Below are 19,920 nucleotides of genomic sequence, written 5' to 3' on the forward strand. Positions count from 1 at the left end.
AATGCACGAGCTCTTGATACGCAATGCGCTGATCTTCGATGGCAGCGACCAAGCCGGCATGCATGGCGATGTCGCCATCGATGCCGGTCGCATCGTCGCGGTTGGCCAGCTGGGCGGCGCAGCGGCTTCAACCATAGTTGATGCGCAGGGGCTGGCACTGGCACCGGGTTTCATCGATGTGCACACCCATGATGACATCGAGGTGATCCGCAATCCGGACATGCTCAGCAAACTGTCGCAGGGCGTGACCACGGTTGTGGTCGGCAACTGCGGCATCAGCGCCAGCCCGGTACGGATACGCGGCCAGGTGCCGGACCCGATGAACCTGCTGGGCGATGTCGAGGACTTCCGCTATGCGGATTTCACCAGCTACCGCAAGGCAGTGGAGCTCGCCGGCCCTGCGGTGAATGTGGCCGCGCTGGTCGGCCACACTGCCCTGCGCCAGAACCACATGGACAGGCTGGACCGCGCTGCCAGCGCGGATGAAATCATCGCGATGCGCGCGCAGCTGCGCGACAGCCTCGCGCAAGGCGCATTGGGCTTGAGCAGCGGACTGGCCTACGCCTCGGCCTTCAGCGCCCCGTCCTCGGAAGTCGATGCGCTGGCAACCGAGTTGCCACGCGATGGGCTGTACACCACCCACCTGCGCGATGAGTTCGGCGGGATTCTTGAAGCGATGGAGGAAGCCTTCCACGCTGCACGTGCACCGCAGGCGGCCGTGCGCGTCTCGCACCTGAAGTGCGCCGGCATCGACAACTGGGGCCGCAGTGGCGAAGTGTTGGCCAGCCTGCAGGCCGCTTCGGCCACCCAGGACGTCGCCTGTGACTGCTATCCGTACGCCGCCAGCGCCTCCACCCTGGACCTGAAGCAGGTCACCGACGCCTTCGACATCCTGATCACCTGGTCCGAGCCAGAACCCGAGCAAGGCGGGCGCCTGCTGGCCGACATCGCCAACGATTGGGGCGTTTCGTTGATGGACGCTGCCATCCGCCTGCAACCGGCCGGTGCGGTCTACCACGGCATGGACGAGGCCGACGTACGCCAGATCCTGGCCCATCCGCTGACCATGATCGGCTCGGACGGTTTGCCGCGCGACCCTCGCCCACATCCGCGCCTGTGGGGCACCTTCCCGCGCGTGCTTGGCCACTACGCACGCGATGAGCAGTTGTTCCCCCTGCATACCGCCGTGCACAAGATGACCGGCCTGCCAGCGTCGCGTTTTGCAATGGGTGCACGCGGTTTCATACGCCCCGGCTGGTGTGCCGACCTGGTGCTGTTCGACCCGGAGCGGATACGCGACACCGCGGATTTCCACGACCCGATCCGCGCCGCCGAAGGCATCAGCGCGGTCTGGGTCAATGGCTGCCTGAGTTACGACGGCAAACAGGTCGTTGCCCGCGCCGGCCGTTTTGTCTGCCCCGAGGCTGCACCAGCAGCCTGAGTTGCAACCGCTGTACCCATATAAAGGAATACCGATGAGTGACATCAAACGCTATGGCGCCGAAGGTGGCGTTGGCCAGGGCAAGCAGCACATGCCGTTCTCGCGCGCAGTCGAAGCCGACGGCTGGCTGTTCGTGTCCGGGCAGGTACCGATGCGCGACGGCGAACTGGTCGCCGGCACCGTGACCGAACAATCACATGTGGTGATCGGCAACGTGCTGGCGATCCTGGCCGAGGCCGGCTACGGCCCCGAGCACGTCGTGCGCTGCGGCGTATGGCTGGATGACGCCCGCGATTTCTACGCCTTCAATGGTGTGTTCAAGCATTACTTTGGAGAAAACCCGCCGGCCCGCGCCTGTGTCGAAAGCCGCATGGTGGTGGACTGCAAGGTGGAAGTGGACTGCGTGGCCTACAAGCGCCCGAAGCGCGATTGATCCAACTGTAGTGCCGAGCCATGCTCGGCAGAAGCTGTCCCAGCAACGCTTCACCGTAGTGCCGAGCCATGCTCGGCAGAGGCTGTCCTGGTAACACTTCACTGTAGTGCCGAGCCATGCTCGGCAGAGGCTGTCCCGGCAATGCCTCTGCCGAGCATGGCTCGGCACTACATCTGGATTTTCTGGTAATGCCCCTGCCGAGCATGGCTCGGCACTACGTCTGGATTTTCTGGTAATGCCCCTGCCGAGCATGGCTCGGCACTACGTCTGGATTTTCTGGTAATGCCCCTGCCGAGCATGGCTCGGCACTACGTCTGGATTTCCTGGTAATGCCCCTGCCGAGCATGGCTCGGCACTACGGTGGATTTCTGGCCATGCATCTACCGGACATGGCCCTGCACCACGCGATTACCGCTACCAGAAAGCACCCAAAAACCGGTCCAGTGCCTTTAGGCCCGGTTGCTATTGTGCGTTGGGAACGACAAAGTTCGCCTTTCGCTGGTGCAAGGTCCCCGTTCCGATGATCCAACTTGACGCAGTACAGACAGTCGCCTTTGCCGGCTTGACCCTGTTCGCCGGCTACGCATTGTGCCGCGCCATTCCGTTTTTCCGCCGCTACAACCTGCCTGAACCGGTGGTTGGCGGCCTCCTGGTTGCCCTTGCAGTGTGGTGGGCACACAGCCAGCAAACCACCCTGTTCACCTTGGACACCACGCTCAAGACACCCTTGATGGTGGCTTTCTTCACCACGCTCGGCATCAACGCCAGCGTCCGGCTGCTGCGGGTCAGCGGCAAGCAGGTGATGTTGTTCCTGCTGATCGGCAGCATCTTCGCGGTGCTGCAGAACCTGATCGGCATCAGCGTGGCCAAGATGTTCGGCCTGAATCCGATGTTCGGTGTGCTGGCCGGTTCGGCCACCCTGACCGGCGGCCCGGCCACCGGTCTGGCCTTTGCCGGGCATTTCGAGCAGGCCGGCCTGGTCGGCGCGGAAAGCCTGGCAGTGACGGCGGCCATGGCCGGCATCATCTGCGGCGGTCTGGTCGGCGGCCCGGTGATCACCGTGTTGATGCAGCGCTTCAAGGTGAAGCATCCCAGCCAGAAGGCCACCGGCGCGCAACTCGGCGAAGACGAAGCAGTCACCGTGCGCTACCCCAGCGAGTCCGCGCGCGAGTTCGATGCCCTCAAGAGCATCGTCGTGCTGCTGATGGCGATGTGGCTGGGCGTGTGGGTAGGCAAGGGTTTCGAAGGTATCGGCCTGACCCTGCCGACCTATATCGGCGCGATGCTGGTTGGCGCCATCATCCGCAACATCGATGACTACACCGGCTGGATCAAGCTGTCGGTACCGACCACCGATCTGATCGGCAACATCTCGCTTGCCCTGTTCCTGGCCATCGCGCTGATGGACCTGAAGCTGTGGGAATTGGCTGGCATGGGCTTGCCGCTGTTGGTCAACCTGATCATCCAGGTCTCGGTCGTTGCATTGTTCGCGGTGCCGATCTACTGGCTGATGGGCCGTGACTACGACGCGGCGGTGATGGGCGGCGGCTTCATCGGCTTCATGCTCGGCACCACCGCCAACGCGATGGCGGTGATGCGTCGACTGGCGCAGCGCTACGGGCCGGCGCCACGCGCCTTCCTGGTGGCTCCGCTGGTCGGCGCCTTCTTCATCGACTTCATCAATGCGCTGATCATCACCGGCTTCCTGAACTTCTGGCCGCACTAAGCCGCCGGTTCCGTGCGCCATATCCGTGCCTTGCGCACGGGTTGGCGCGACAATTGCGCATCACCTGCCCCGTGCTGTTCCACTGATGACATCCAACGCCGCGCCCGATCTTTCCTCCCGCCATGACCTGGTCGTCATCGGCGCTGGCGTGGTGGGCCTGGCCACTGCGTATGCCGCCGCAAAGCGCGGCTGCTCGGTACTGCTGTTGGATCGCAATAGCGGGCCTGCGCTGGGCACTTCGTTCGCCAACGGCGCACAGCTCAGCTACGCCTACACCGACGCGATGGCTGGTCCGGCAACCTGGGCACAACTGCCGGAAATGGCGTTCGGCCGCAACGGGCCTTTCCGCACGCGCTGGTCGGCCGACCCGGATTTCCTGCGCTGGGGCCTGGCTTTCCTACGCCAAGCCAACGCAGCGGGACTGCAGCGCAACACCTTGGCCACGCTGGAACTGGCGCTGGAATCGCGTCAGGCCATGCAGGCCTTGCTGCAGCTGCACCCCATCGAGTTCAACCACGAGGTCTCCGGCAAGCTGCACCTGTATCCGTCCGCCGAGGGCGTGCAGGGAGCGGCTTCGATGATCGCGCTCAAGCGCGGTTACGGCGTGCAGCAACGGCTTGTCGATGCCGCCGAGGCCACCGCCATCGAGCCCGCACTCAGCGGCGCACCGTGGTTGGCTGGCGGGGTTTATTCGCCCGAGGAAGAAGCCGGCGATCCCTACCGCTTCAGCCAAGGCTTGCTGCAGGTTCTGCAGCAACACTACGGCGTGCAGGCGCTGTTCGGTTTCGATACGCAGTCACTGCGTCGCGCGGAAGGGCAGTGGCAACTGCAGGCCCGCGACGGCCGCAGGCTGCAGGCGGCGCGCGTACTGGTCTGCGCCGGCATCGACAGCCCCGCCCTGCTCAAGCCATTGCGCTTGCGCATGCCGGTGATGGCAATCAAGGGCTATTCCTTCACTGCACCATTGGGTGCCAACGCCCCCAAGGTCAGCATCACCGACACCAAACGCAAACTGGTGTTCTGCCGTCTTGGCGAGCGCATCCGTGTTGCCGGCCTGGCCGACCTCAACGACTGGAATCCGACGCCGGAACCCAAGCGGCTGGCCACACTTATCTACCAAGCACGTGCCTCACTGCCTGAAGCTGCCGACTACGATCACATCGAAAGCAGTTGGGCTGGCCTGCGTCCGGTCACGCCGTGGAGCTCACCCATCATCAGGAACCTCGGCGATGGTCTGGCCTGCAACATCGGCCACGGCATGCTCGGCTGGACGCTGGCGATGGGCAGTGCCGAGCGGGCCGTGCAGCAGTTGCTGGGCACCCCCTGAGCACACTCAGGTTTCGCTGATCTGGTCCATGCGGATGCGGTTGGCGAACAGCGAGAACGCCAACGCGCCGGCAAGGCCATTGGCGCGGTTGATCCACTGTGGCAGCCAACGTGGTGCTGCCAATACGCCGGCCTCGAACAGCGGCGTCAATGCCACCGCATCGCCCAGCGTCATCTTGCCGGCGAACAACCAGCGACAGGTCTGCAGCTTTTCATCGCGCAGCATCTGCCGGAAGAAGGTGTGCACCGAGACCAGCCCGCGCAGGTAGACCGTGTCCTTGGTGAAGGCCGTGCCGCCACTGGTCGGCACTCCGCGGAACACGCGTTGCGCGGAGGAAAAACTCTCCTCGGCAGTCTGCCCTGCAGCGCGGAAATACTTGAAGACTTCGATGAAGTCAGCACCGTCGCGTGCCATCGCAATCGCCTCGATGCGCAGGCTGATGCGTTTGAGCCGCTGGATGTCGATGCTGCCGGTGATCTGCTCGGCGAACGTCGCCAGGCCTTCCTGGGTCGCGGTGATACGCGGCGAGGACAGCGCCAGGCTGGGCAGCAGCACCTGCTCGCGACCGTTCAACGCGGTCAATGAATGCACCAGCGCCTCATGGTGGTAGAGCTGGGCGCGATCGTAGGCGCTGAAGCTGGCACTGGTACGCAAGCGGATGCGGGTTGCACCGGCCGCCGCCTTGGCGATCAATTCACGGTCCAGTTCGACGGTGATCAGGCGCTGGTCGAAGAAATCATCCAGGTCACTCTGCAGCATCAACTGCAGCGCCGTCGCCGATACCGGCACCTGTTCTTCCGGTGCCAGCAGTTCGCGATCGAGTTCTTCGGCAATCTGGATGAAGTGTCGCGCCGCATCACGGGTGGTCGGGCCATTGCCCGGCATCGGCTGCTCAGGCACACCGAACAGCTGCGCCGAGTACTCGCCTACCGCGCGCGTTCCCAGCGCTTCCAGCAGGCCCGCAGCCAGATCCCAGCTCTGCGCCGAGTCGTGCACGTACACGCCCAGCGGATGCGAGGTATCGGCAGCGGCCATGATCGCGGCCAGTTCGCGCCGCGTATCGCTGAAATCCTGCTTCGGGTAGTCGACCTGCGGCAGCACCGGCTTGCCGCGCGCCACGCTATCGAGGAAGGGCGCCTGGGTATTGGCTGGCCAACTGGTCAAACCGAGCAGGCGCACACCGCGCACCGCTGCCACCATGCGCGCATCAAGCGCGGCGTGATGGCTGATGGCTGGATCGTCGTGGGTATCAACCATGTCCATGCCTGCCTCGTTCAAATCAAGTGATTCCGCGGAGCGATCGCGCTATTTGTGGGAGCGGCGTAAGCCGCGAAGCCACAACCGCATCAATGCTGCGAAGAGCTTACCCCTCCCCAGCCCGCCCCTTTGCTACGCAAAAGGGAGGGAGCTGTAGGAGCGGCGTAAGCCGCGAAGCCACAACCGCATCAGTGCTGCGAAGAGCTTACCCCTCCCCAACCCTCCCCTTTGCTTCGCAAAAGGGAGGGAGCCGAAGCAGCGGCGCCGGCTTCAGCGGCGCTTGCCCTTGTTTATCGGCCGCCACTGCGCACCACGTCCACTGTGTTTGCGCTCGGTCGCCTGCTCGGCCTGTCGCTGTGCCAGCTTGGCCGCGGCCAGCGCCACTTCCTCGCGCAGCTTGAGATAGCTCTCCAATCGGGTCTCATCGATGTCACCGCGTTCGATGGCTTCCTGCACCGCACATCCCGGCTCGCTCTGGTGCGAGCAATTACGGAACTTGCACTGCGTGGTCAGCTCTTCGATATCGGCGAAGCCGCCTTCGGACAGGGTTTCCTCACCGGTCGGCTTGAGCTCACGCATGCCGGGCGTATCGATCAGGCAGGCACCGAACGGCAGCGGCATCAACGCGCGATGGGTGGTGGTATGACGACCGCGCGAATCATTGCTGCGCACTTCGTTGGTCTTCATCCGGTCCTCGCCCAACAGCGTGTTGGTCAAGGTGGATTTGCCGGCACCGGAAGACCCCACCAGCACCACGGTGTTGCCCGGACCCAGCCACGGCAGCAGGGCCGAGACGCTTTCCGGGTCCTTGCCGTTGATCGCCAGCAACGGAATCTGCTGCGCGGCCAGGTCTTCCAGCACCGCCAGCGCGTCTTCGCTGTACTCGGTCTGGTCGGCCTTGGTCAGCACCACCACCGGCGATGCGCCACCACCGCCAACCAGCAGCAGATAGCGCTCGATGCGACGCGGATTGAAGTCCGCGTCCAGGCCACAGACGATGAATACCGTATCGATGTTGGCCGCGATCACCTGCTGGTGGTAATGCTCACCGGCAGCGCCGCGCTTGATCGAGGTATGCCGTGGCAGCAGCGCGACGATGCGCTTGCCATCCAGCAGCACCCAGTCACCCACCGCTGCCCGCTCATGGCTGGGGAAACGCGGCCGCTGCCATTCCGGCGGCGACTCGGTCTTGAGGCTGTTGTCGGGCGCATCGGCGACCACGTAACCGGAGCGGTGCTGCTCGATCACCCGCCCCGGCCGCGCCTGCGGATGGGCGGCAAAAGCCTCCTGCCATTGCGGGTCCTCGGGAGCACCGGGCCAGGGCCAGCCGATATGGCGCAGCGAATCGAAGTCGATGGAATCAGTCATTGGGGGATTCTACCGGGGCGGGGCTTGCAGCCGGGAATGGCGGTTCAGTTGAGCTGGGGCTGGACAAGAGCTAAAGCCAAAGCACCCCTCCCCGGCCCTCCCCTTGCCTGCGGAAAAGGGAGGGAGCCAAGCCTTGCCCCCTCCCTTGCGCGCAGCGCAGGGGAGGGTTGGGGAGGGGTGCCTTTGCCCTTGCTTTGGCCGTTGTTTTTACCTGCAACCAATCCCTGTTGCCGATTCCCCTTTCCCGGCACGAAACCCCCGCCCCGCAGCGCAACAATTCGGCTACCATGCGATGTCCATGCCCTTGATGGCCCTGAGAAAATGTCAAGCCCTGTCAAACCGCTAGCTACCCGTGAACGCCTGTCCGAAGTCCGCTACGAAATCCGTGGTGAACTGGCCCGACGAGCGCGGGAGCTGGAGGCCCAGGGCCGCAAGCTGATCAAGCTCAACATCGGCAATCCCGGTGCATTCGGTTTCCGCGCGCCTGCACACCTGCAGCACGCCATCGCCGATGACATGGGCCGTACGGATCCCTACACCCATCAGCAGGGTCTTCCGGTCGCACGTGAAGCCATCGCCGCCGCCTACGCCCGCCGTGGCGCGCCCGATGCCGTGGCTGACCGCGTGTTCCTGGGCAATGGCGTGTCCGAGCTGATCGACCTGTCGCTGCGCGCCCTGCTCAACCCGGGCGACGAAGTGTTGGTGCCGTCGCCGGATTACCCGCTGTGGTCGGCTGCCACCATCCTCAACGATGGCCGCCCGGTGTATTACCGCTGCCGTCCGGAAAACGGCTTCCTGCCTGATCCGGTGGAGATGGAAGCGCTGGTGTCCTCGCGCACCCGCGCCATCGTGCTGATCAACCCGAACAACCCGGTCGGCGCCAGCTACCCGCGCGAGCTGCTGGAAAAAATCGTCGCCATCGCCCGCAAGCACAACCTGTTGCTGCTGGTGGACGAAATCTACGACCAGATCCTGTACGACGGCACCCAGTTCCAGCCGGTCGCACCGCTGGCCGGCGATCATCCCTGCCTGACCTTCAGCGGCCTCAGCAAGGTGCATCGCGCCTGCGGTTGGCGCGTGGGCTGGATGCTGCTGTCCGGTGCCGGCGAGCAGCTGGGTGAATTCCGCGCCGCGCTCGACCTGCTCAGCGCCCTGCGCCTGTGTGCCAACGTGCCGGGTCAGTACGCGATCGAAGCAGCGGTCAACGGCCCGGACACCATTTCCGAACTGTGCAGCCCCGGCGGCCGCCTGTACGAAACCCGCCGCGCGGTGATCGAGGCCTGTGAGGCCAGCGAGCACCTGTCGCTGGTGGCACCGTCCGGCGCGCTGTACGCATTCCCGGCAGTCGTTGGCCCCGCCGCGCAAGGCTTCGACGACCACGACTTCGCCCTCCAATTGATGGAAGAAGAAGGCGTGCTGGTGGTACCGGGTTCCAGCTTCAACGTGCCCTACCGCAACCACTTCCGGGTGACCCTGCTGCCCGAGGCCAGCGTGATGCGCGAGGTCTTCGGCCGCATCGACAAGCTGCTCAGCCGCCGTGCAGAAGCAGTCACCAAGGTCGTGCAGCTCAAACCGCGCAGTGCGGTCGGCTGATCGGCCTTGATGACCGAAACCACAGCCACTTCCACGCGCTACCTGGCGCTGGGCGACTCCTACACCATCGGTGAAGGCGTGCTGCAGGCCGGTACCTGGCCGTTCCAGCTCGCCGCCGCGCTACGTGCACAAGGCATTGAGCTGGACGACCCGCAGGTCATCGCCACCACCGGCTGGACCACCGACGAGCTGGCTGCCGCCATCGACGCCGAGGCCCCGCAAGGGCCGTACGCACTGGTGAGCCTGCTGATCGGGGTCAACAACCAGTACCGCGGACGGCCGCTGGCCGAGTACCGGCAGCAGTTCGAGCAACTGCTGCAGCGCGCGATCGCCCTGGCCGGCGAAGACCCGCGACGGGTGCTGGTGCTGTCCACGCCGGACTGGGGCTTTACCCCGTACGCGCAGCAGAACGGCCGCGATGCAGCCCAGGTCGCCCGCGAAATCGACGACTTCAACGCTGCCGCGCATGCCTGCTGCGGTGACTACGGCGTCGCCTTCGTCGACATCACCCCGACCAGCCGCGACGCTGGAGAAACGGCGGAAATGCTGGCCGATGATGGCCTGCATCCCTCGGCCGCGATGTACCAGCGCTGGATGCAGGCGGCCTTGCCGGTCGCTGCCGAACTCCTGCAGGCGCCGCCCTCGACGTGACGGGGCAGGCCGGCAATCACGCCTTCCCGGCCGATGCCGCCAAGGCCATTGCCGGCGCCTTTGCACCAACGCGTCCCTGGGGTAACCGCTGGGACTACTACTACACGCTGGGCAAACTGCGCAGCGATCCGCTTTATCCCGGTGTACTCCAGGCCCTGCGCGGCAGCACCGCGCCAGTGCTGGACATGGGTTGCGGGCTGGGCCTGCTTGCCCATGCATTGCGCCACGATGGCCAGCAGCTGCCATACCGGGGCGTCGACAACGACGCTGCCAAGATCCAGCGCGCGACCAAGGTTGCCGCGCGCACAGGCCTGGACGCCAGCACGTTCGAAGTCATGGACCTCGCTACCACCCTGCCCAGCCACCGCGGCAGCGTCGCCATTCTGGATGTCCTGCAATACCTGCCCGACGAGGCCCAACAGGCCCTGCTCCGCAGCGTGGCGGCCATGCTGGGGGACGACGGCCGACTGGTGATGCGCATGGCCTTGGCCGATCACACCCGCCGTGGCCGCATATCGCGCATCGGCGACCGCGCCGCCAACCTGATCGGCTGGATGCAATCCAGGCCCCGCCACTACCCGGATGCCGAATCTCTGCGCTGTTTGCTGCAACAATGCGGCCTGACCGTCAGCCTCACCCCGCTGTACGGCAACACCCCATTCAACAACTGGCTGCTGGTCGCCGAACGCGGTTGAACCACGGTCCAGCCGTTTGCACCGATAATGGTGCCAGTCCCTGCCAACCCAACCGGGCTGGCGCAGCAACGAGATTCCCGTGAAGAAGACCTATAGCCTCGCCATCGAAGGCAAGCACCCCGACCGCCTGCTGGAAGCCAGCAAGCACGACATCCGCAAGTACACCAAGCGTGAGCGCGGCAAGGCACTGCCGGCCGGCGCCGATTCCTGGGGTTTCGACAGCAAGCTGGGCGTGGACGAAGCCTCGGCCAAGCCGGTGGGGTATGACGAACTGTTCCGCGCAATCGACGCGCTGGTGGCCGCTGGCAACACCCAGTTCTACGTCGAAGTCGTGAGCAAGCCGGCCAAGCGCAGCCCGCGCCCGGTGGCTGAAGCCGCTCCGGCAGCAGAGACCGACTTCGAAGATTGATCGCCCAAGCCCCTCGCCGCCGGCAGAGGGGCCATCGGTAGTGCCGAGCCATGCTCGGCAAGGGACTTTCCCAGCAACGCCAATGTAGTGCCGAGCCATGCTCGGCAAGGGGCTTTACCAGCAATCCACATGTAGTGCCGAGCCATGCTCGGCAAGGGGCTTTACCGGTAAGGCCTCTGCCGAGCATGGCTCGGCACTACACCGGTAACGCGCTACCGAGCATGGCTTGGCTCTACTGTGGTGCCCTCAGGGCTCGGCCTTTCCCGCCGCTGCCGCCCGCAGGCGATCCTTCTTGCTCGGCCTGCGGCCCTTGATGCCGCCGTTGTCGTCGGCGACCACGCTGGCCACCGGTGCTGCCTGCGTAGGCTCAAAGCCCTCGATCACCTCGGCCGCGTTCGGCAGCCCATGGCGTTTGCAGATCAGGCGCCAATGCGCCATCGCAGCCGAATCGACGAAACTCAGCGCCAATCCCTTCTCCCCTGCCCGGCCGGTACGGCCGATGCGGTGCAGGTAGTCGGCCGGCGCACGCGGCAGGTCGTAATTCACCACCACCGGCAAACGGGTGATATCGATGCCGCGGGCAGCCAGGTCGGTCGCGACCAGCACCCGCGTTTGACCATCCTTGAAATCCTGCAACATGCGGAAGCGTCGCCCCTGCGACAGTTCGCCGTGCAGTGCCTGCGCATTGATATCGGCTTTGCGCAGCTGTGACGCCAAGCGGTCACCGTCACGGATGCTGCCGACAAACACCAACACCTGCTGCCACTGCGGGTCTTCCAGCAAGGACAGCAGCAACTCGGCGCGCCGGGTACTATCGACATGGATGGTCCGCTGCTCGATATCCGGCGCCGACTGCTCGCCGATTTCCAAGCGCTGCGGTTCATGCAGGCCAGCCGCTGCCAAGGCTTGGATATCCGCAGCAAAGGTTGCCGAGAACAAGGCGGTCTGCCGCTTTACCGGCAACTCGGCCAGGATCTGCCGCAGCTCATCGCCAAAGCCCAGCTCCAGCAGACGGTCGGCTTCATCCAGCACCAGCAGCTGCACTTGCTTCAATGACAACGCGTTATGCGCCAGCAGGTCCAACAAGCGTCCCGGGGTCGCCACGACGATGTCGGCACCACCACGCAGCGACATCATCTGCGGATTGATCGACACACCGCCGACCGCACAGACCAGATGCGGCCGACGCGGCAGCTCGCGGCCCAAGGTGGTGAACACATCGCTGACCTGCAGGGCCAGCTCACGGGTCGGCACCAGGATCAGCTCGGCCAGCACGCGCGGCTTGCGTGGCGTGGCCATGAAGAAGCGCTGCAATGCCGGCAGCACGTAGGCAGCGGTCTTGCCGGAACCGGTGGGTGCAAGCGCCACCACATCGCGTCCCTTCAGCAGCAAGGGCACGGCCTGCTGCTGGATCGGCGTTGGCGCCAGATAGCCGGCCTGCTGCAAGGCCTGCTGCAGCGCTGGCAGCACGTAGGGAGACAGGCCAAGTTGGGAGAAAGGCATGGTGTGGGTCCGGGTCCAGAGCGCCGCGCAATGGCGGGGGAGCGAGTCTACGCTGTTGCCTGCGGCAGGCGGGCACGCAGGCCACGCACCTGCAGCTGCTGCAGCACTGCCGCAACGATGGCCAGGTTGTGGCCGTGGGCGGCACCTTCATGCAACAGGACGATGGCGCCGGGTGCCAGATCAGGCGCAATCCGCGAAACCACACCTTCCGGCGTGCAGTTCACGCCATCGTAGCCGCGGGCGCTCCAGCCAATCCGCACCAGGCCGTGGCGCTTGAGTGCAGCCGCCACGAACGGGTTGGTCATGCCGACTACCGAGCGGTACCAGCGCGGCGGCGCTCCGGCGATGGCGGTCAGCGCCTGCTGGCATTGGCCAATCTCACGCGCCATCTGTACCGGGCCCAGCGCCCAGAAGCGCGCCTGCGGGTGTGAATGGCTGTGATTGCCCAGATCATGCCCGCGCCGCAGCACCTCATGGACCAGCTCCGGACGCGCCTGCGCGCGCTCGCCGACCATGAAGAAGGTGGCCTTGGCATCGTGCCGGTCGAGCAGATCCAGCACCGCCAGGGTCTGCTCGGATGGGCCATCGTCGATGGTCAGCCACACGTCCTGGCCGGGCGCACGGCTGACGACCGGCGCATAGAAACGGCTGTTGGGCAGGAATATCGGCACGATGAACAACGCGTGGCTGAGCAGCAGCAGGGGCAGGCCCCAGATCCAGCCCAACTGCCACCACAGCAGCACAACCAGCGCTTGCGAGAGAACCAGCCAAGGCAACCAGCGCCAAGGGTGTACGGGAATGCGATGCAGGGTTTCCGGGGCAGTCATTCCCCATGATGCCATGCAGCGTAGAATCAGCTGGTCTACGACCACCTATACGAGTTCACGATGTCCCTGGACCCCGCCCTGCGTTCGCGCATTGAATCCATCCTCGGCGCCGACCGCGTCGTCCTGTTCATGAAGGGCCAGCCGACCATGCCGCAGTGCGGCTTCTCGGCCAAGGCTGTTGGCGCGCTGCAGGACCTGGGCGTGCAGTTCGGCCACGTCAACGTGCTGGCCGACCAGGAAATCCGTGAAGGCATCAAGGCCTACGGCGACTGGCCGACCATCCCGCAGCTGTACGTGGACGGCGAGCTGATCGGCGGCAGCGACATCATCCTGCAGATGGCCAGCAGCGGCGAATTGAGCAGCCTGCTTGGCCTGGCCGCGCCGGACCGCACCCCGCCGTCGATCACCGTCACCCCGGCCGCAGTTGAAATGCTCAAGGGCGCACTGGCCGACGCCCCGGGCGCGGCACTGCAGCTGAGCATCGATGCCAGCTTCCAGCCGAACTTCCAGCTGGCCCCGTTCGACGCCAATGCCATTGCAGCCGAGTCCAACGGCCTGCGCGTGCAGTTCGATTCCTCCAGCGCGCGTCGTGCCAACGGCATCACCATCGACTGGGTCGACGACATCCGCGGCCAGGGCCTGGCGATCAACAACCCGAACGCACCCAAGCCGGTGCAGGACCTGGACGTGCGCAGCGCCGACGACCAGCTGCGTGCCGGTGCCATCACCGTGGTGGACGTGCGCCCGGCCGACGAGCGTGCCATCGCCGCGATCAATGGCAGCTTCGAAACCTTCGACGGTGACAACCGCGCCAAGCTTGAAGCCCTGCCCAAGGACACCGCACTGGCATTCCTGTGCCACCGCGGCGGCCGCAGCGCCCAGGCTGCATCGCAGTTCCTGGCACTGGGCTTCACCAATGTGTTCAACATCACCGGCGGCATCGATGCCTGGTCGGAGAACGTGGACAACAGCGTTCCGAAGTACTGATCGGACCGCGCTGCAGCAATACGAAAAACGCCGGCATAGCCGGCGTTTTTTCTGCGCTGAACAAGCGCGGGAACGGCAGCCTGATTGCCTGCTTTTTGTAGGAGCGGCGTCAGCCGCGAAGCTGATAGAACGTCCGATCGCAAAGGTAGCGAGCGCTGCAGCAATGTCGGCTTCGCGGCTAACGCCGTCAGCAACTCCAGCCCCTGCCGGGCGCTCAACCAGCAAAGCCACCTTCGGCAAGAAAATGCAGTTCCTCGGCGGTCGGGATGCGGCCCAGCACCGCGTTGCGGTGCGGGAAGCGGCCGAAGCGCCGGATGATGTCGCGGTGCAGCTCGGCGTATTTCAGGTACTCCAGGTCGCCCAGCACCTCGAACATCGCCACCGCGCGCTCCTGGTCCTGCGGATCCTCGGAGTGTTCGAACGGCAGGTAGATGAAGGCCCGCAGCTTGAGCGGCAGCTCGCGGTCCCAACCTTCCTCGATGGTACGCATGGCGTAGTGCCGGGCCAGGCCGTCGGTAGCGTAAGAGTGCGCGGTGCCGCGGAAACAATTGCGCGGGAACTGGTCCAGCAGGATCTGCAAGGCCAGCGCGCCATCGGCGTTCTCCAGCCAATCCTCACAGCCGCGCCGGGCAGCCTGGTAGTGCAGGTCCAGGAAACGCTCCCGGAACTCCGCATCAAATGCCTCATTACGCTCAAACCAGCGCTGCGGACCTGCCGCGCGCCAGAACTCAACCACTGAACCTGCCGTTTCCATCACTGATCCCTGGCTCATCACCTACCGTCAGGCGGTGACACTCCCCACCCATGCCGTCGCAACCCGGGAGCTGACCGAGCTTGCTGGGCGTTAGCTTAATGGCCAGCCCCGCAGGAGGAAATGAGGGAACGGTGAAAAAAGATGACTTTTATTGCGAAGATGAGCGAAGAAACCGCCTCTAACCGCCCAAAATTGCGATAGGGTTCCAATCTTTCGAGACTGTTACCAACCCGGGGGGGGAAACGACAGTATGCGCATAGGAATCGTGGTCGACTCAGCCTGCGACCTGCCTGCAGGTTACTTGCAGGGCAACAACATCGTGCTGCTCCCGATCAGCGTGCGGATCGGCGACACCCTGCTCCCGGACCACCGGGACCAGGAATCAACCCTGGCCTTCCTGCACGGCCCGCTCAGCGAGCGCAGCGCCGAGGCGGAGACCATCCCCTACAGCGCCGAACAGATCCGCGAGCTGTTCCTCAACCGTCTGGTCACCGATTTCGACCAGGTGTTCTGCATGACCATCACCCGCACCCGCAGCCCCCTGCACGACAACGCGGTGCAGGCCAGCTACAGCATCCTCAACGAATACAAGCCGATCCGCCAGGCGGCCGGCTACAACTCGCCGTTCAGCCTGCGCGTCATCGACACCCAGAACCTGTTCGCCGCCCAGGCGGTGAGCGCGGTCGAAGCCGTGCGCCTGCGCGACAGCGGCGCCACCGTGCCGCAGATGCGCGAACGCCTGGAACACGTGGCCAGCAACGTGCACGGCTACATGGTCACCCGCGACCTGTACTACCTGCGTGCCCGCGCCCGCCACAAGGGCGACCGCAGCGTCGGCCTGCTCAGCGTTGCGCTTGGCAGCGCCCTGGACATCAAACCGGTGCTGCACGGCTACCGCGGCAATACCGAGCCAGTGGCCAAGATCAAGGGCTTCGACCCTGCCGTGCAGGCTTTGTTCGATTTCGTTGGCAGGCGCGTTGTGCGCGGCCTGATCACCCCGACGGTATGCGTCAGCTACGGCGGCCCGCTGGACGAGCTGAGCGCCCTGCCCGGCTACCAGCAGCTGCGCGACACCTGCGACCAGCACGGCGTCGCCTTGCTGGAAGCGGTGATGAGCCTGACCGGCATGGTCAATGTCGGCAAGGGCGCGGTGACGATTGGCTTTGCCGATGAACCGCATACCTTCGGCAGCTGACCTGGAGCACAGGCCAGGCCATGCGTTCTGGACAATATCTCTACAGCCGACGCGCTAGTCTGCTGTTCCAACAAGGAGGCCCCCAATGACCGTGCACTACTCCATCTCGCTCCCTGATCCCGCCAAGGCCCGCGGCAGCGATCCGCGCCTGTCATTCACCGCCAGTGGCGCTGACGCCTTCGCCGAGCAGCTGCAGGCGGCCCTGCGCACACCGGAGTTGTTCGAGCGCTGGAAGGCCACCCAGGACGAACCCGAAGACGTCGATCCGGGCCTGGGCGCAACCGATCCAGCAGCCACGGTCACCGGCAAGCAGTCCGATCTGCGCATCGACCTGGTCGCCAGCACCAGCCTGCCCGGCGACCTGTTCAAGCAGCGCCTGCGCATGCTGGCCGGCAATCATTGGGAACTGCGTGATGTGCGCTGAGTCTTGAGCACGGCGGTTCTCCTGTCCTGGAGCGGCGGCAAGGACGCCGCCTGGGCACTGCATGAACTCCAGCAACGCGATGACATCAAAGTCGTCGCCTTGCTGAGCACCCTTACCGAAGGCTATGAACGCTCCTCGATGCAGGGTGTACGCCACACGGTATTGCAGGCGCAGGCGGCCGCCGCCGGCCTGCCCTTGCTGCAAGCATGGATACCGCAGGCCTGCGACAACGCGGTTTACCTGCAGCGCATGACAACCGCCCTGGCCGAGGCGCAGCAGCGCTGGCCTGGCCTGCACACCATCGCCTTCGGTGACCTGCTGCTGCAGGACATCCGCGCATGGCGCGAGCAGCAGTACGCGGCGCAAGGCTGGAATACCTTGTTTCCGCTGTTTGGCCGCGACACAACTGCGCTGGCGGCTGAGATGATCAGCAGCGGGCTCAAAGCACACTTGTGCTGCGTGGACACCCATCACCTGGATGCCGATCTTGCCGGCAGCGCATTCGACCATGCACTGCTTGCCGAACTCCCCGACGGCATCGACGCCTGCGGCGAGAATGGCGAATTCCATACCTGCGTAAGCGCTGGCCCAATGTTCGGCACCTCACTGGCACTGCAACGCGGCGACACGCTGCTGCGCGAATCGCGCTACGCCTACACCGACTTCAATCTGCAGCTGTAGGAGCGGCGCCGCGTGGCCTAGGGCCATAAGCCGCGAAGCCACTGCTCCGAACAACATCGATAGTTCCCGCAATCACCGGTTCCTGACCGCTGTTGCCGCGCTGGCTTCGCGGCTCACACCGCTCCCACAGCTCCCACAGCTCCTGCAGCCAGCCATCACCACAAGCGGCAGTCAGACACCCAACACCACCTCATTGCGCACCGACACCCGGTTCCTGCCTGCATGCTTGGCCGCATACAGGGCAGCATCGGCATCCACCAACAACTGCATCGCGCGCGCCATTGCCGATGGCTGCAGGAAGGCCACGCCGACACTGATGCTGACCTTTCCTTCCGGCAACGCCAGCGCCTGCACCGCCAGCCGCAGGTTCTCGGCAACCGCGACCGCATCCTCCCGCTCGCAATCGGGCACGATCACCGCGAACTCCTCGCCGCCATAGCGCGCCAGGCAGTCAGTGGCACGCCGAAGATGGGCCTGCAGCTGCGCCGCCACCGCCTGCAGGCAACGATCACCGGCCGGATGGCCATGGGCGTCGTTGAACGCCTTGAAGTGATCGATATCGACCAGCAACAGACCCAGCCCGTTGCCATTGCGCCGGGCACGGTTCCATTCCGCCTGCAGCACCGCATCGAACTGGCGGCGGTTGGCCACGCCGGTCAACCCATCCTGGCGCGCCAGTTGATCCAGCGACGCCTGCCGCACCAGCAGATCCATCTGCAGCAAGGTGCTGCGCACACCGAAACCCAAGGTGGCAACGACAAAGCCGGTGATGGCCAGTGGTCGCGCGTGGTCGACCACCAAAGTCCCGACCACCAGCAGCAGCAAGGGCAGGATCATCGGGCCACCGGCCTGCACCAACCGCGACAACCACGGGCTGGGCACGAAGCGCGGCACTGGCACATCCCGCAGCGCCAGCATCGCCAGCAACAGGAACGGCAGGTCGATCAGCACATCGTTGTAGGCGCCGAAGGAATCCTCCGAGGCGAAGTGATTGATGTACCCGGCCACCAGCAGATACGCCAGCGCATACAGCGCCAGCGCCCGGAAGAAGGCGCGGTGTTCGGGCACATCATCGGCCAGCCAGCGCACCACCGCGAAACCGGCGATGCACAGGTTCTGGATATCGAACATGTAACGCACATTCGCCATCGCCCGGTCGTCGACGTCGATGCGGTCGGCAAAGAACCCGGTGTGCACGAAGAACAGGACGCCGAGCAATCCCGCCATGGCGGCATCGATCAGGCTGATGCGGACCCGTTCACGCCGGGCGCGGGCCAGGATGAAGATCAGCGGCACGCCATACACCACATACAGCAGCAGGCTCGCACGCGGGGTGATGTCGGCTCGGCCGGCCCCCAAGGCGTCGATCATGTTGAGGGCCATGGCCCCGGCCCAGAGCAGCATCGCCAGCGCGATCGCATACCAGCCAAGTGCCAGACCATCGTGCCGGGCACGCCACAGGCAAGCACCACCCGCTAGCAACGGCGCTGCCACCAGGAAGACGAACGAGCCCGCATTGGCCCCGCCCTCCCCAAGCGCCAGCACCAGGCCATGACCGGCCGCAAACAGCAGGGCAAGCAACAGCGGCATGCATACTCCATTAAACAGGCCGTGGACCTGCACGATAACGCGACCGCCATGGACACACTGTGATGCAGACCCGGTACCTGTAGAGCCGAGCCATGCTCGGCAGAGGTTTCACAGCTGTAGTGCCGAGCCATGCTCGGCAGGAACCTTACCGGTAACGCCCCAGCCGAGCATGGCTCGGCTCTACAGAAAAGCGGAGAGCGCAAAGCGCTCAGCGCATCGCCTTGGCGTGGCGGGCGATGTGCTCGCCGATGAAGCTGCTGATGAAGTAATAGCTGTGGTCGTAACCCGGCTGCATGCGCAGCTCCAGCGGGTGCCCAGCCGCCTCGCACGCCGCCTGCAACAACTGCGGGCGCAACTGGTTCTCAAGGAACTCATCAGCGCCACCTTGATCGATCAACAGCGGCAGCCTCTCCTGCGCATGCGCAACCAGTTCGGTCGCGTCATATGCGTTCCATACCTCGCGATCCTCGCCCAGATAGGCAGCAAACGCCTTCTGCCCCCATGGCACCTGCGACGGCGCCACGATCGGTGAGAACGCAGACACGCTGCGGTAACGCCCTGGGTTCCTGAGCGCGATGGTCAGCGCACCATGACCACCCATCGAATGCCCGCTGATCGCACGCACATCGCTGGCCGCCGGATCGGCTTCCACCCATGCCGGCAGCTCATCGACGATGTAGTCGTACATGCGGTAATGGCGTGCCCACGGCTCGCGGGTCGCGTTGACATAGAAGCCAGCGCCCTTGCCCAGGTCATAACCTTCCGCATCAGCAACTGCCTCACCACGCGGACTGGTGTCCGGCGACACCAGGATGATGCCGTGCTCCGCTGCATAGCGCTGTGCGCCGGACTTGGTGATGAAGTTCTGCTCGGTGCAGGTCAAGCCACTCAGCCAGTACAGCACCGGGCACGGGCCATGCTCGGCCTGCGGCGGCAGGTAGACACCCACCGTCATCTCGCAACCCAACACCTTGGATTCGTGCCGGTAAACGTCCTGCCAGCCGCCGAAGCAGGCGCGGTGTTCGAGTCGTTGCATGGTTTTTGAATCCTTGGGTGTTG

At 65.0% G+C, this 19,920-nt stretch carries 19 protein-coding genes; 12 read left to right on the forward strand and 7 right to left on the reverse strand.

What is annotated here, in order from left to right; genetic code table 11:
• Position 1: 1 nt before the first annotated feature.
• The 4 genes from Q5Z11_RS16455 (at position 2) to Q5Z11_RS16470 (ending at position 4,927) form a co-directional block, all read left to right on the forward strand.
• On the forward strand, positions 2–1,441 hold the full coding sequence (locus Q5Z11_RS16455; RefSeq protein ID WP_303747386.1) for an N-acyl-D-amino-acid deacylase family protein: 1,440 nt from the start codon (positions 2–4) through the stop codon (positions 1,439–1,441).
• A 34-nt stretch (positions 1,442–1,475) separates the two neighbouring features.
• Complete coding sequence (locus Q5Z11_RS16460; protein WP_303747387.1) at positions 1,476–1,874, forward strand: RidA family protein; 399 nt, start codon at positions 1,476–1,478, stop codon at positions 1,872–1,874.
• Positions 1,875–2,394: 520 nt separating this feature from the next.
• Positions 2,395–3,600 carry a sodium/glutamate symporter gene (gene gltS / locus Q5Z11_RS16465; protein WP_303747388.1) on the forward strand — a complete coding sequence of 402 codons (1,206 nt, stop codon included), beginning with the start codon at positions 2,395–2,397 and terminating at the stop codon, positions 3,598–3,600.
• A gap of 85 nt (positions 3,601–3,685) precedes the next feature.
• Positions 3,686–4,927: an FAD-dependent oxidoreductase gene (locus Q5Z11_RS16470; protein ID WP_303747389.1), complete on the forward strand. Its 1,242-nt coding sequence runs from the start codon at positions 3,686–3,688 to the stop codon at positions 4,925–4,927.
• Positions 4,928–4,933: 6 nt separating this feature from the next.
• Here Q5Z11_RS16470 and Q5Z11_RS16475 read toward each other — a convergent pair whose 3' ends face one another.
• Together Q5Z11_RS16475 and rsgA are read right to left on the reverse strand one after the other, a co-directional pair.
• A complete protein-coding gene (locus Q5Z11_RS16475) occupies positions 4,934–6,184 on the reverse strand; it encodes a flavohemoglobin expression-modulating QEGLA motif protein (protein WP_303750073.1) in 1,251 nt (416 codons plus the stop codon).
• A gap of 270 nt (positions 6,185–6,454) precedes the next feature.
• Entirely contained in the window at positions 6,455–7,552 is a 1,098-nt protein-coding gene (rsgA, locus tag Q5Z11_RS16480) for a ribosome small subunit-dependent GTPase A (RefSeq protein WP_303747390.1), read from the reverse strand.
• Positions 7,553–7,873: 321 nt separating this feature from the next.
• Here rsgA and Q5Z11_RS16485 point away from each other — a divergent pair, with 321 nt between their 5' ends.
• From Q5Z11_RS16485 to Q5Z11_RS16500, 4 genes are all read left to right on the forward strand, one after another.
• Positions 7,874–9,145 carry a pyridoxal phosphate-dependent aminotransferase gene (locus Q5Z11_RS16485; RefSeq protein ID WP_303747391.1) on the forward strand — a complete coding sequence of 424 codons (1,272 nt, stop codon included), beginning with the start codon at positions 7,874–7,876 and terminating at the stop codon, positions 9,143–9,145.
• Positions 9,146–9,154: 9 nt separating this feature from the next.
• Positions 9,155–9,796: an SGNH/GDSL hydrolase family protein gene (locus Q5Z11_RS16490; protein WP_303747392.1), complete on the forward strand. Its 642-nt coding sequence runs from the start codon at positions 9,155–9,157 to the stop codon at positions 9,794–9,796.
• Complete coding sequence (locus Q5Z11_RS16495; protein WP_303747393.1) at positions 9,793–10,491, forward strand: class I SAM-dependent methyltransferase; 699 nt, start codon at positions 9,793–9,795, stop codon at positions 10,489–10,491. Before Q5Z11_RS16490 ends, Q5Z11_RS16495 begins: the two co-directional genes overlap by 4 nt.
• A gap of 79 nt (positions 10,492–10,570) precedes the next feature.
• Positions 10,571–10,900: a DUF6172 family protein gene (locus tag Q5Z11_RS16500; protein WP_303747394.1), complete on the forward strand. Its 330-nt coding sequence runs from the start codon at positions 10,571–10,573 to the stop codon at positions 10,898–10,900.
• A gap of 246 nt (positions 10,901–11,146) precedes the next feature.
• On the opposite strand, the gene Q5Z11_RS16505 is transcribed toward Q5Z11_RS16500, so the two are convergent.
• A complete protein-coding gene (locus Q5Z11_RS16505) occupies positions 11,147–12,403 on the reverse strand; it encodes a DEAD/DEAH box helicase (RefSeq protein WP_303747395.1) in 1,257 nt (418 codons plus the stop codon).
• A 47-nt stretch (positions 12,404–12,450) separates the two neighbouring features.
• Entirely contained in the window at positions 12,451–13,230 is a 780-nt protein-coding gene (locus tag Q5Z11_RS16510) for a polysaccharide deacetylase family protein (RefSeq protein WP_303747396.1), read from the reverse strand.
• Positions 13,231–13,290: 60 nt separating this feature from the next.
• Between Q5Z11_RS16510 and grxD the strand changes: the two genes are divergently transcribed.
• A complete protein-coding gene (grxD, locus tag Q5Z11_RS16515) occupies positions 13,291–14,217 on the forward strand; it encodes a Grx4 family monothiol glutaredoxin (protein ID WP_303747397.1) in 927 nt (308 codons plus the stop codon).
• A 214-nt stretch (positions 14,218–14,431) separates the two neighbouring features.
• Here grxD and Q5Z11_RS16520 read toward each other — a convergent pair whose 3' ends face one another.
• Positions 14,432–14,971 (reverse strand): DUF924 family protein, encoded by a 540-nt coding sequence (locus Q5Z11_RS16520; RefSeq protein WP_303747398.1) that lies wholly within the window; start codon positions 14,969–14,971, stop codon positions 14,432–14,434.
• 250 nt (positions 14,972–15,221) lie between these two features.
• On the opposite strand from Q5Z11_RS16520, the gene Q5Z11_RS16525 reads away from it, so the two are divergent.
• The 3 genes from Q5Z11_RS16525 (at position 15,222) to Q5Z11_RS16535 (ending at position 17,271) form a co-directional block, all read left to right on the forward strand.
• On the forward strand, positions 15,222–16,166 hold the full coding sequence (locus tag Q5Z11_RS16525; RefSeq protein ID WP_303747399.1) for a DegV family protein: 945 nt from the start codon (positions 15,222–15,224) through the stop codon (positions 16,164–16,166).
• Between the two features lie 85 nt (positions 16,167–16,251).
• Positions 16,252–16,590, forward strand: a complete 339-nt coding sequence (locus tag Q5Z11_RS16530) for a hypothetical protein (protein ID WP_303747400.1) — start codon at positions 16,252–16,254, stop codon at positions 16,588–16,590.
• A 3-nt stretch (positions 16,591–16,593) separates the two neighbouring features.
• Positions 16,594–17,271 (forward strand): Dph6-related ATP pyrophosphatase, encoded by a 678-nt coding sequence (locus Q5Z11_RS16535; RefSeq protein ID WP_303747401.1) that lies wholly within the window; start codon positions 16,594–16,596, stop codon positions 17,269–17,271.
• Between the two features lie 171 nt (positions 17,272–17,442).
• On the opposite strand, the gene Q5Z11_RS16540 is transcribed toward Q5Z11_RS16535, so the two are convergent.
• Positions 17,443–18,861, reverse strand: a complete 1,419-nt coding sequence (locus Q5Z11_RS16540; protein WP_303747402.1) for a GGDEF domain-containing protein — start codon at positions 18,859–18,861, stop codon at positions 17,443–17,445.
• A 208-nt stretch (positions 18,862–19,069) separates the two neighbouring features.
• Positions 19,070–19,897 (reverse strand): S-formylglutathione hydrolase, encoded by an 828-nt coding sequence (gene fghA / locus Q5Z11_RS16545; protein ID WP_303747403.1) that lies wholly within the window; start codon positions 19,895–19,897, stop codon positions 19,070–19,072.
• Positions 19,898–19,920: the final 23 nt, after the last annotated feature.

It is taken from the genome of Stenotrophomonas sp. 610A2 (assembly GCF_030549615.1).
GTDB lineage: Bacteria > Pseudomonadota > Gammaproteobacteria > Xanthomonadales > Xanthomonadaceae > Stenotrophomonas > Stenotrophomonas pigmentata.

What these genes read in the sequence shown, in the direction of transcription:
- fghA (WP_303747403.1), bottom strand. Translation starts at nt 19,897, where the DNA reads ATGCAACGACTCGAACACCGCGCCTGCTTCGGCGGCTGGCAGGACGTT.
- Q5Z11_RS16490 (WP_303747392.1), top strand. Translation starts at nt 9,155, where the DNA reads ATGACCGAAACCACAGCCACTTCCACGCGCTACCTGGCGCTGGGCGAC.
- Q5Z11_RS16470 (WP_303747389.1), top strand. Translation starts at nt 3,686, where the DNA reads ATGACATCCAACGCCGCGCCCGATCTTTCCTCCCGCCATGACCTGGTC.
- Q5Z11_RS16455 (WP_303747386.1), top strand. Translation starts at nt 2, where the DNA reads ATGCACGAGCTCTTGATACGCAATGCGCTGATCTTCGATGGCAGCGAC.
- grxD (WP_303747397.1), top strand. Translation starts at nt 13,291, where the DNA reads ATGTCCCTGGACCCCGCCCTGCGTTCGCGCATTGAATCCATCCTCGGC.
- Q5Z11_RS16510 (WP_303747396.1), bottom strand. Translation starts at nt 13,230, where the DNA reads ATGACTGCCCCGGAAACCCTGCATCGCATTCCCGTACACCCTTGGCGC.
- Q5Z11_RS16460 (WP_303747387.1), top strand. Translation starts at nt 1,476, where the DNA reads ATGAGTGACATCAAACGCTATGGCGCCGAAGGTGGCGTTGGCCAGGGC.
- Q5Z11_RS16505 (WP_303747395.1), bottom strand. Translation starts at nt 12,403, where the DNA reads ATGCCTTTCTCCCAACTTGGCCTGTCTCCCTACGTGCTGCCAGCGCTG.
- Q5Z11_RS16520 (WP_303747398.1), bottom strand. Translation starts at nt 14,971, where the DNA reads ATGGAAACGGCAGGTTCAGTGGTTGAGTTCTGGCGCGCGGCAGGTCCG.
- gltS (WP_303747388.1), top strand. Translation starts at nt 2,395, where the DNA reads ATGATCCAACTTGACGCAGTACAGACAGTCGCCTTTGCCGGCTTGACC.
- Q5Z11_RS16540 (WP_303747402.1), bottom strand. Translation starts at nt 18,861, where the DNA reads ATGCCGCTGTTGCTTGCCCTGCTGTTTGCGGCCGGTCATGGCCTGGTG.
- Q5Z11_RS16530 (WP_303747400.1), top strand. Translation starts at nt 16,252, where the DNA reads ATGACCGTGCACTACTCCATCTCGCTCCCTGATCCCGCCAAGGCCCGC.
- Q5Z11_RS16525 (WP_303747399.1), top strand. Translation starts at nt 15,222, where the DNA reads ATGCGCATAGGAATCGTGGTCGACTCAGCCTGCGACCTGCCTGCAGGT.
- Q5Z11_RS16485 (WP_303747391.1), top strand. Translation starts at nt 7,874, where the DNA reads ATGTCAAGCCCTGTCAAACCGCTAGCTACCCGTGAACGCCTGTCCGAA.
- Q5Z11_RS16475 (WP_303750073.1), bottom strand. Translation starts at nt 6,184, where the DNA reads ATGGTTGATACCCACGACGATCCAGCCATCAGCCATCACGCCGCGCTT.
- rsgA (WP_303747390.1), bottom strand. Translation starts at nt 7,552, where the DNA reads ATGACTGATTCCATCGACTTCGATTCGCTGCGCCATATCGGCTGGCCC.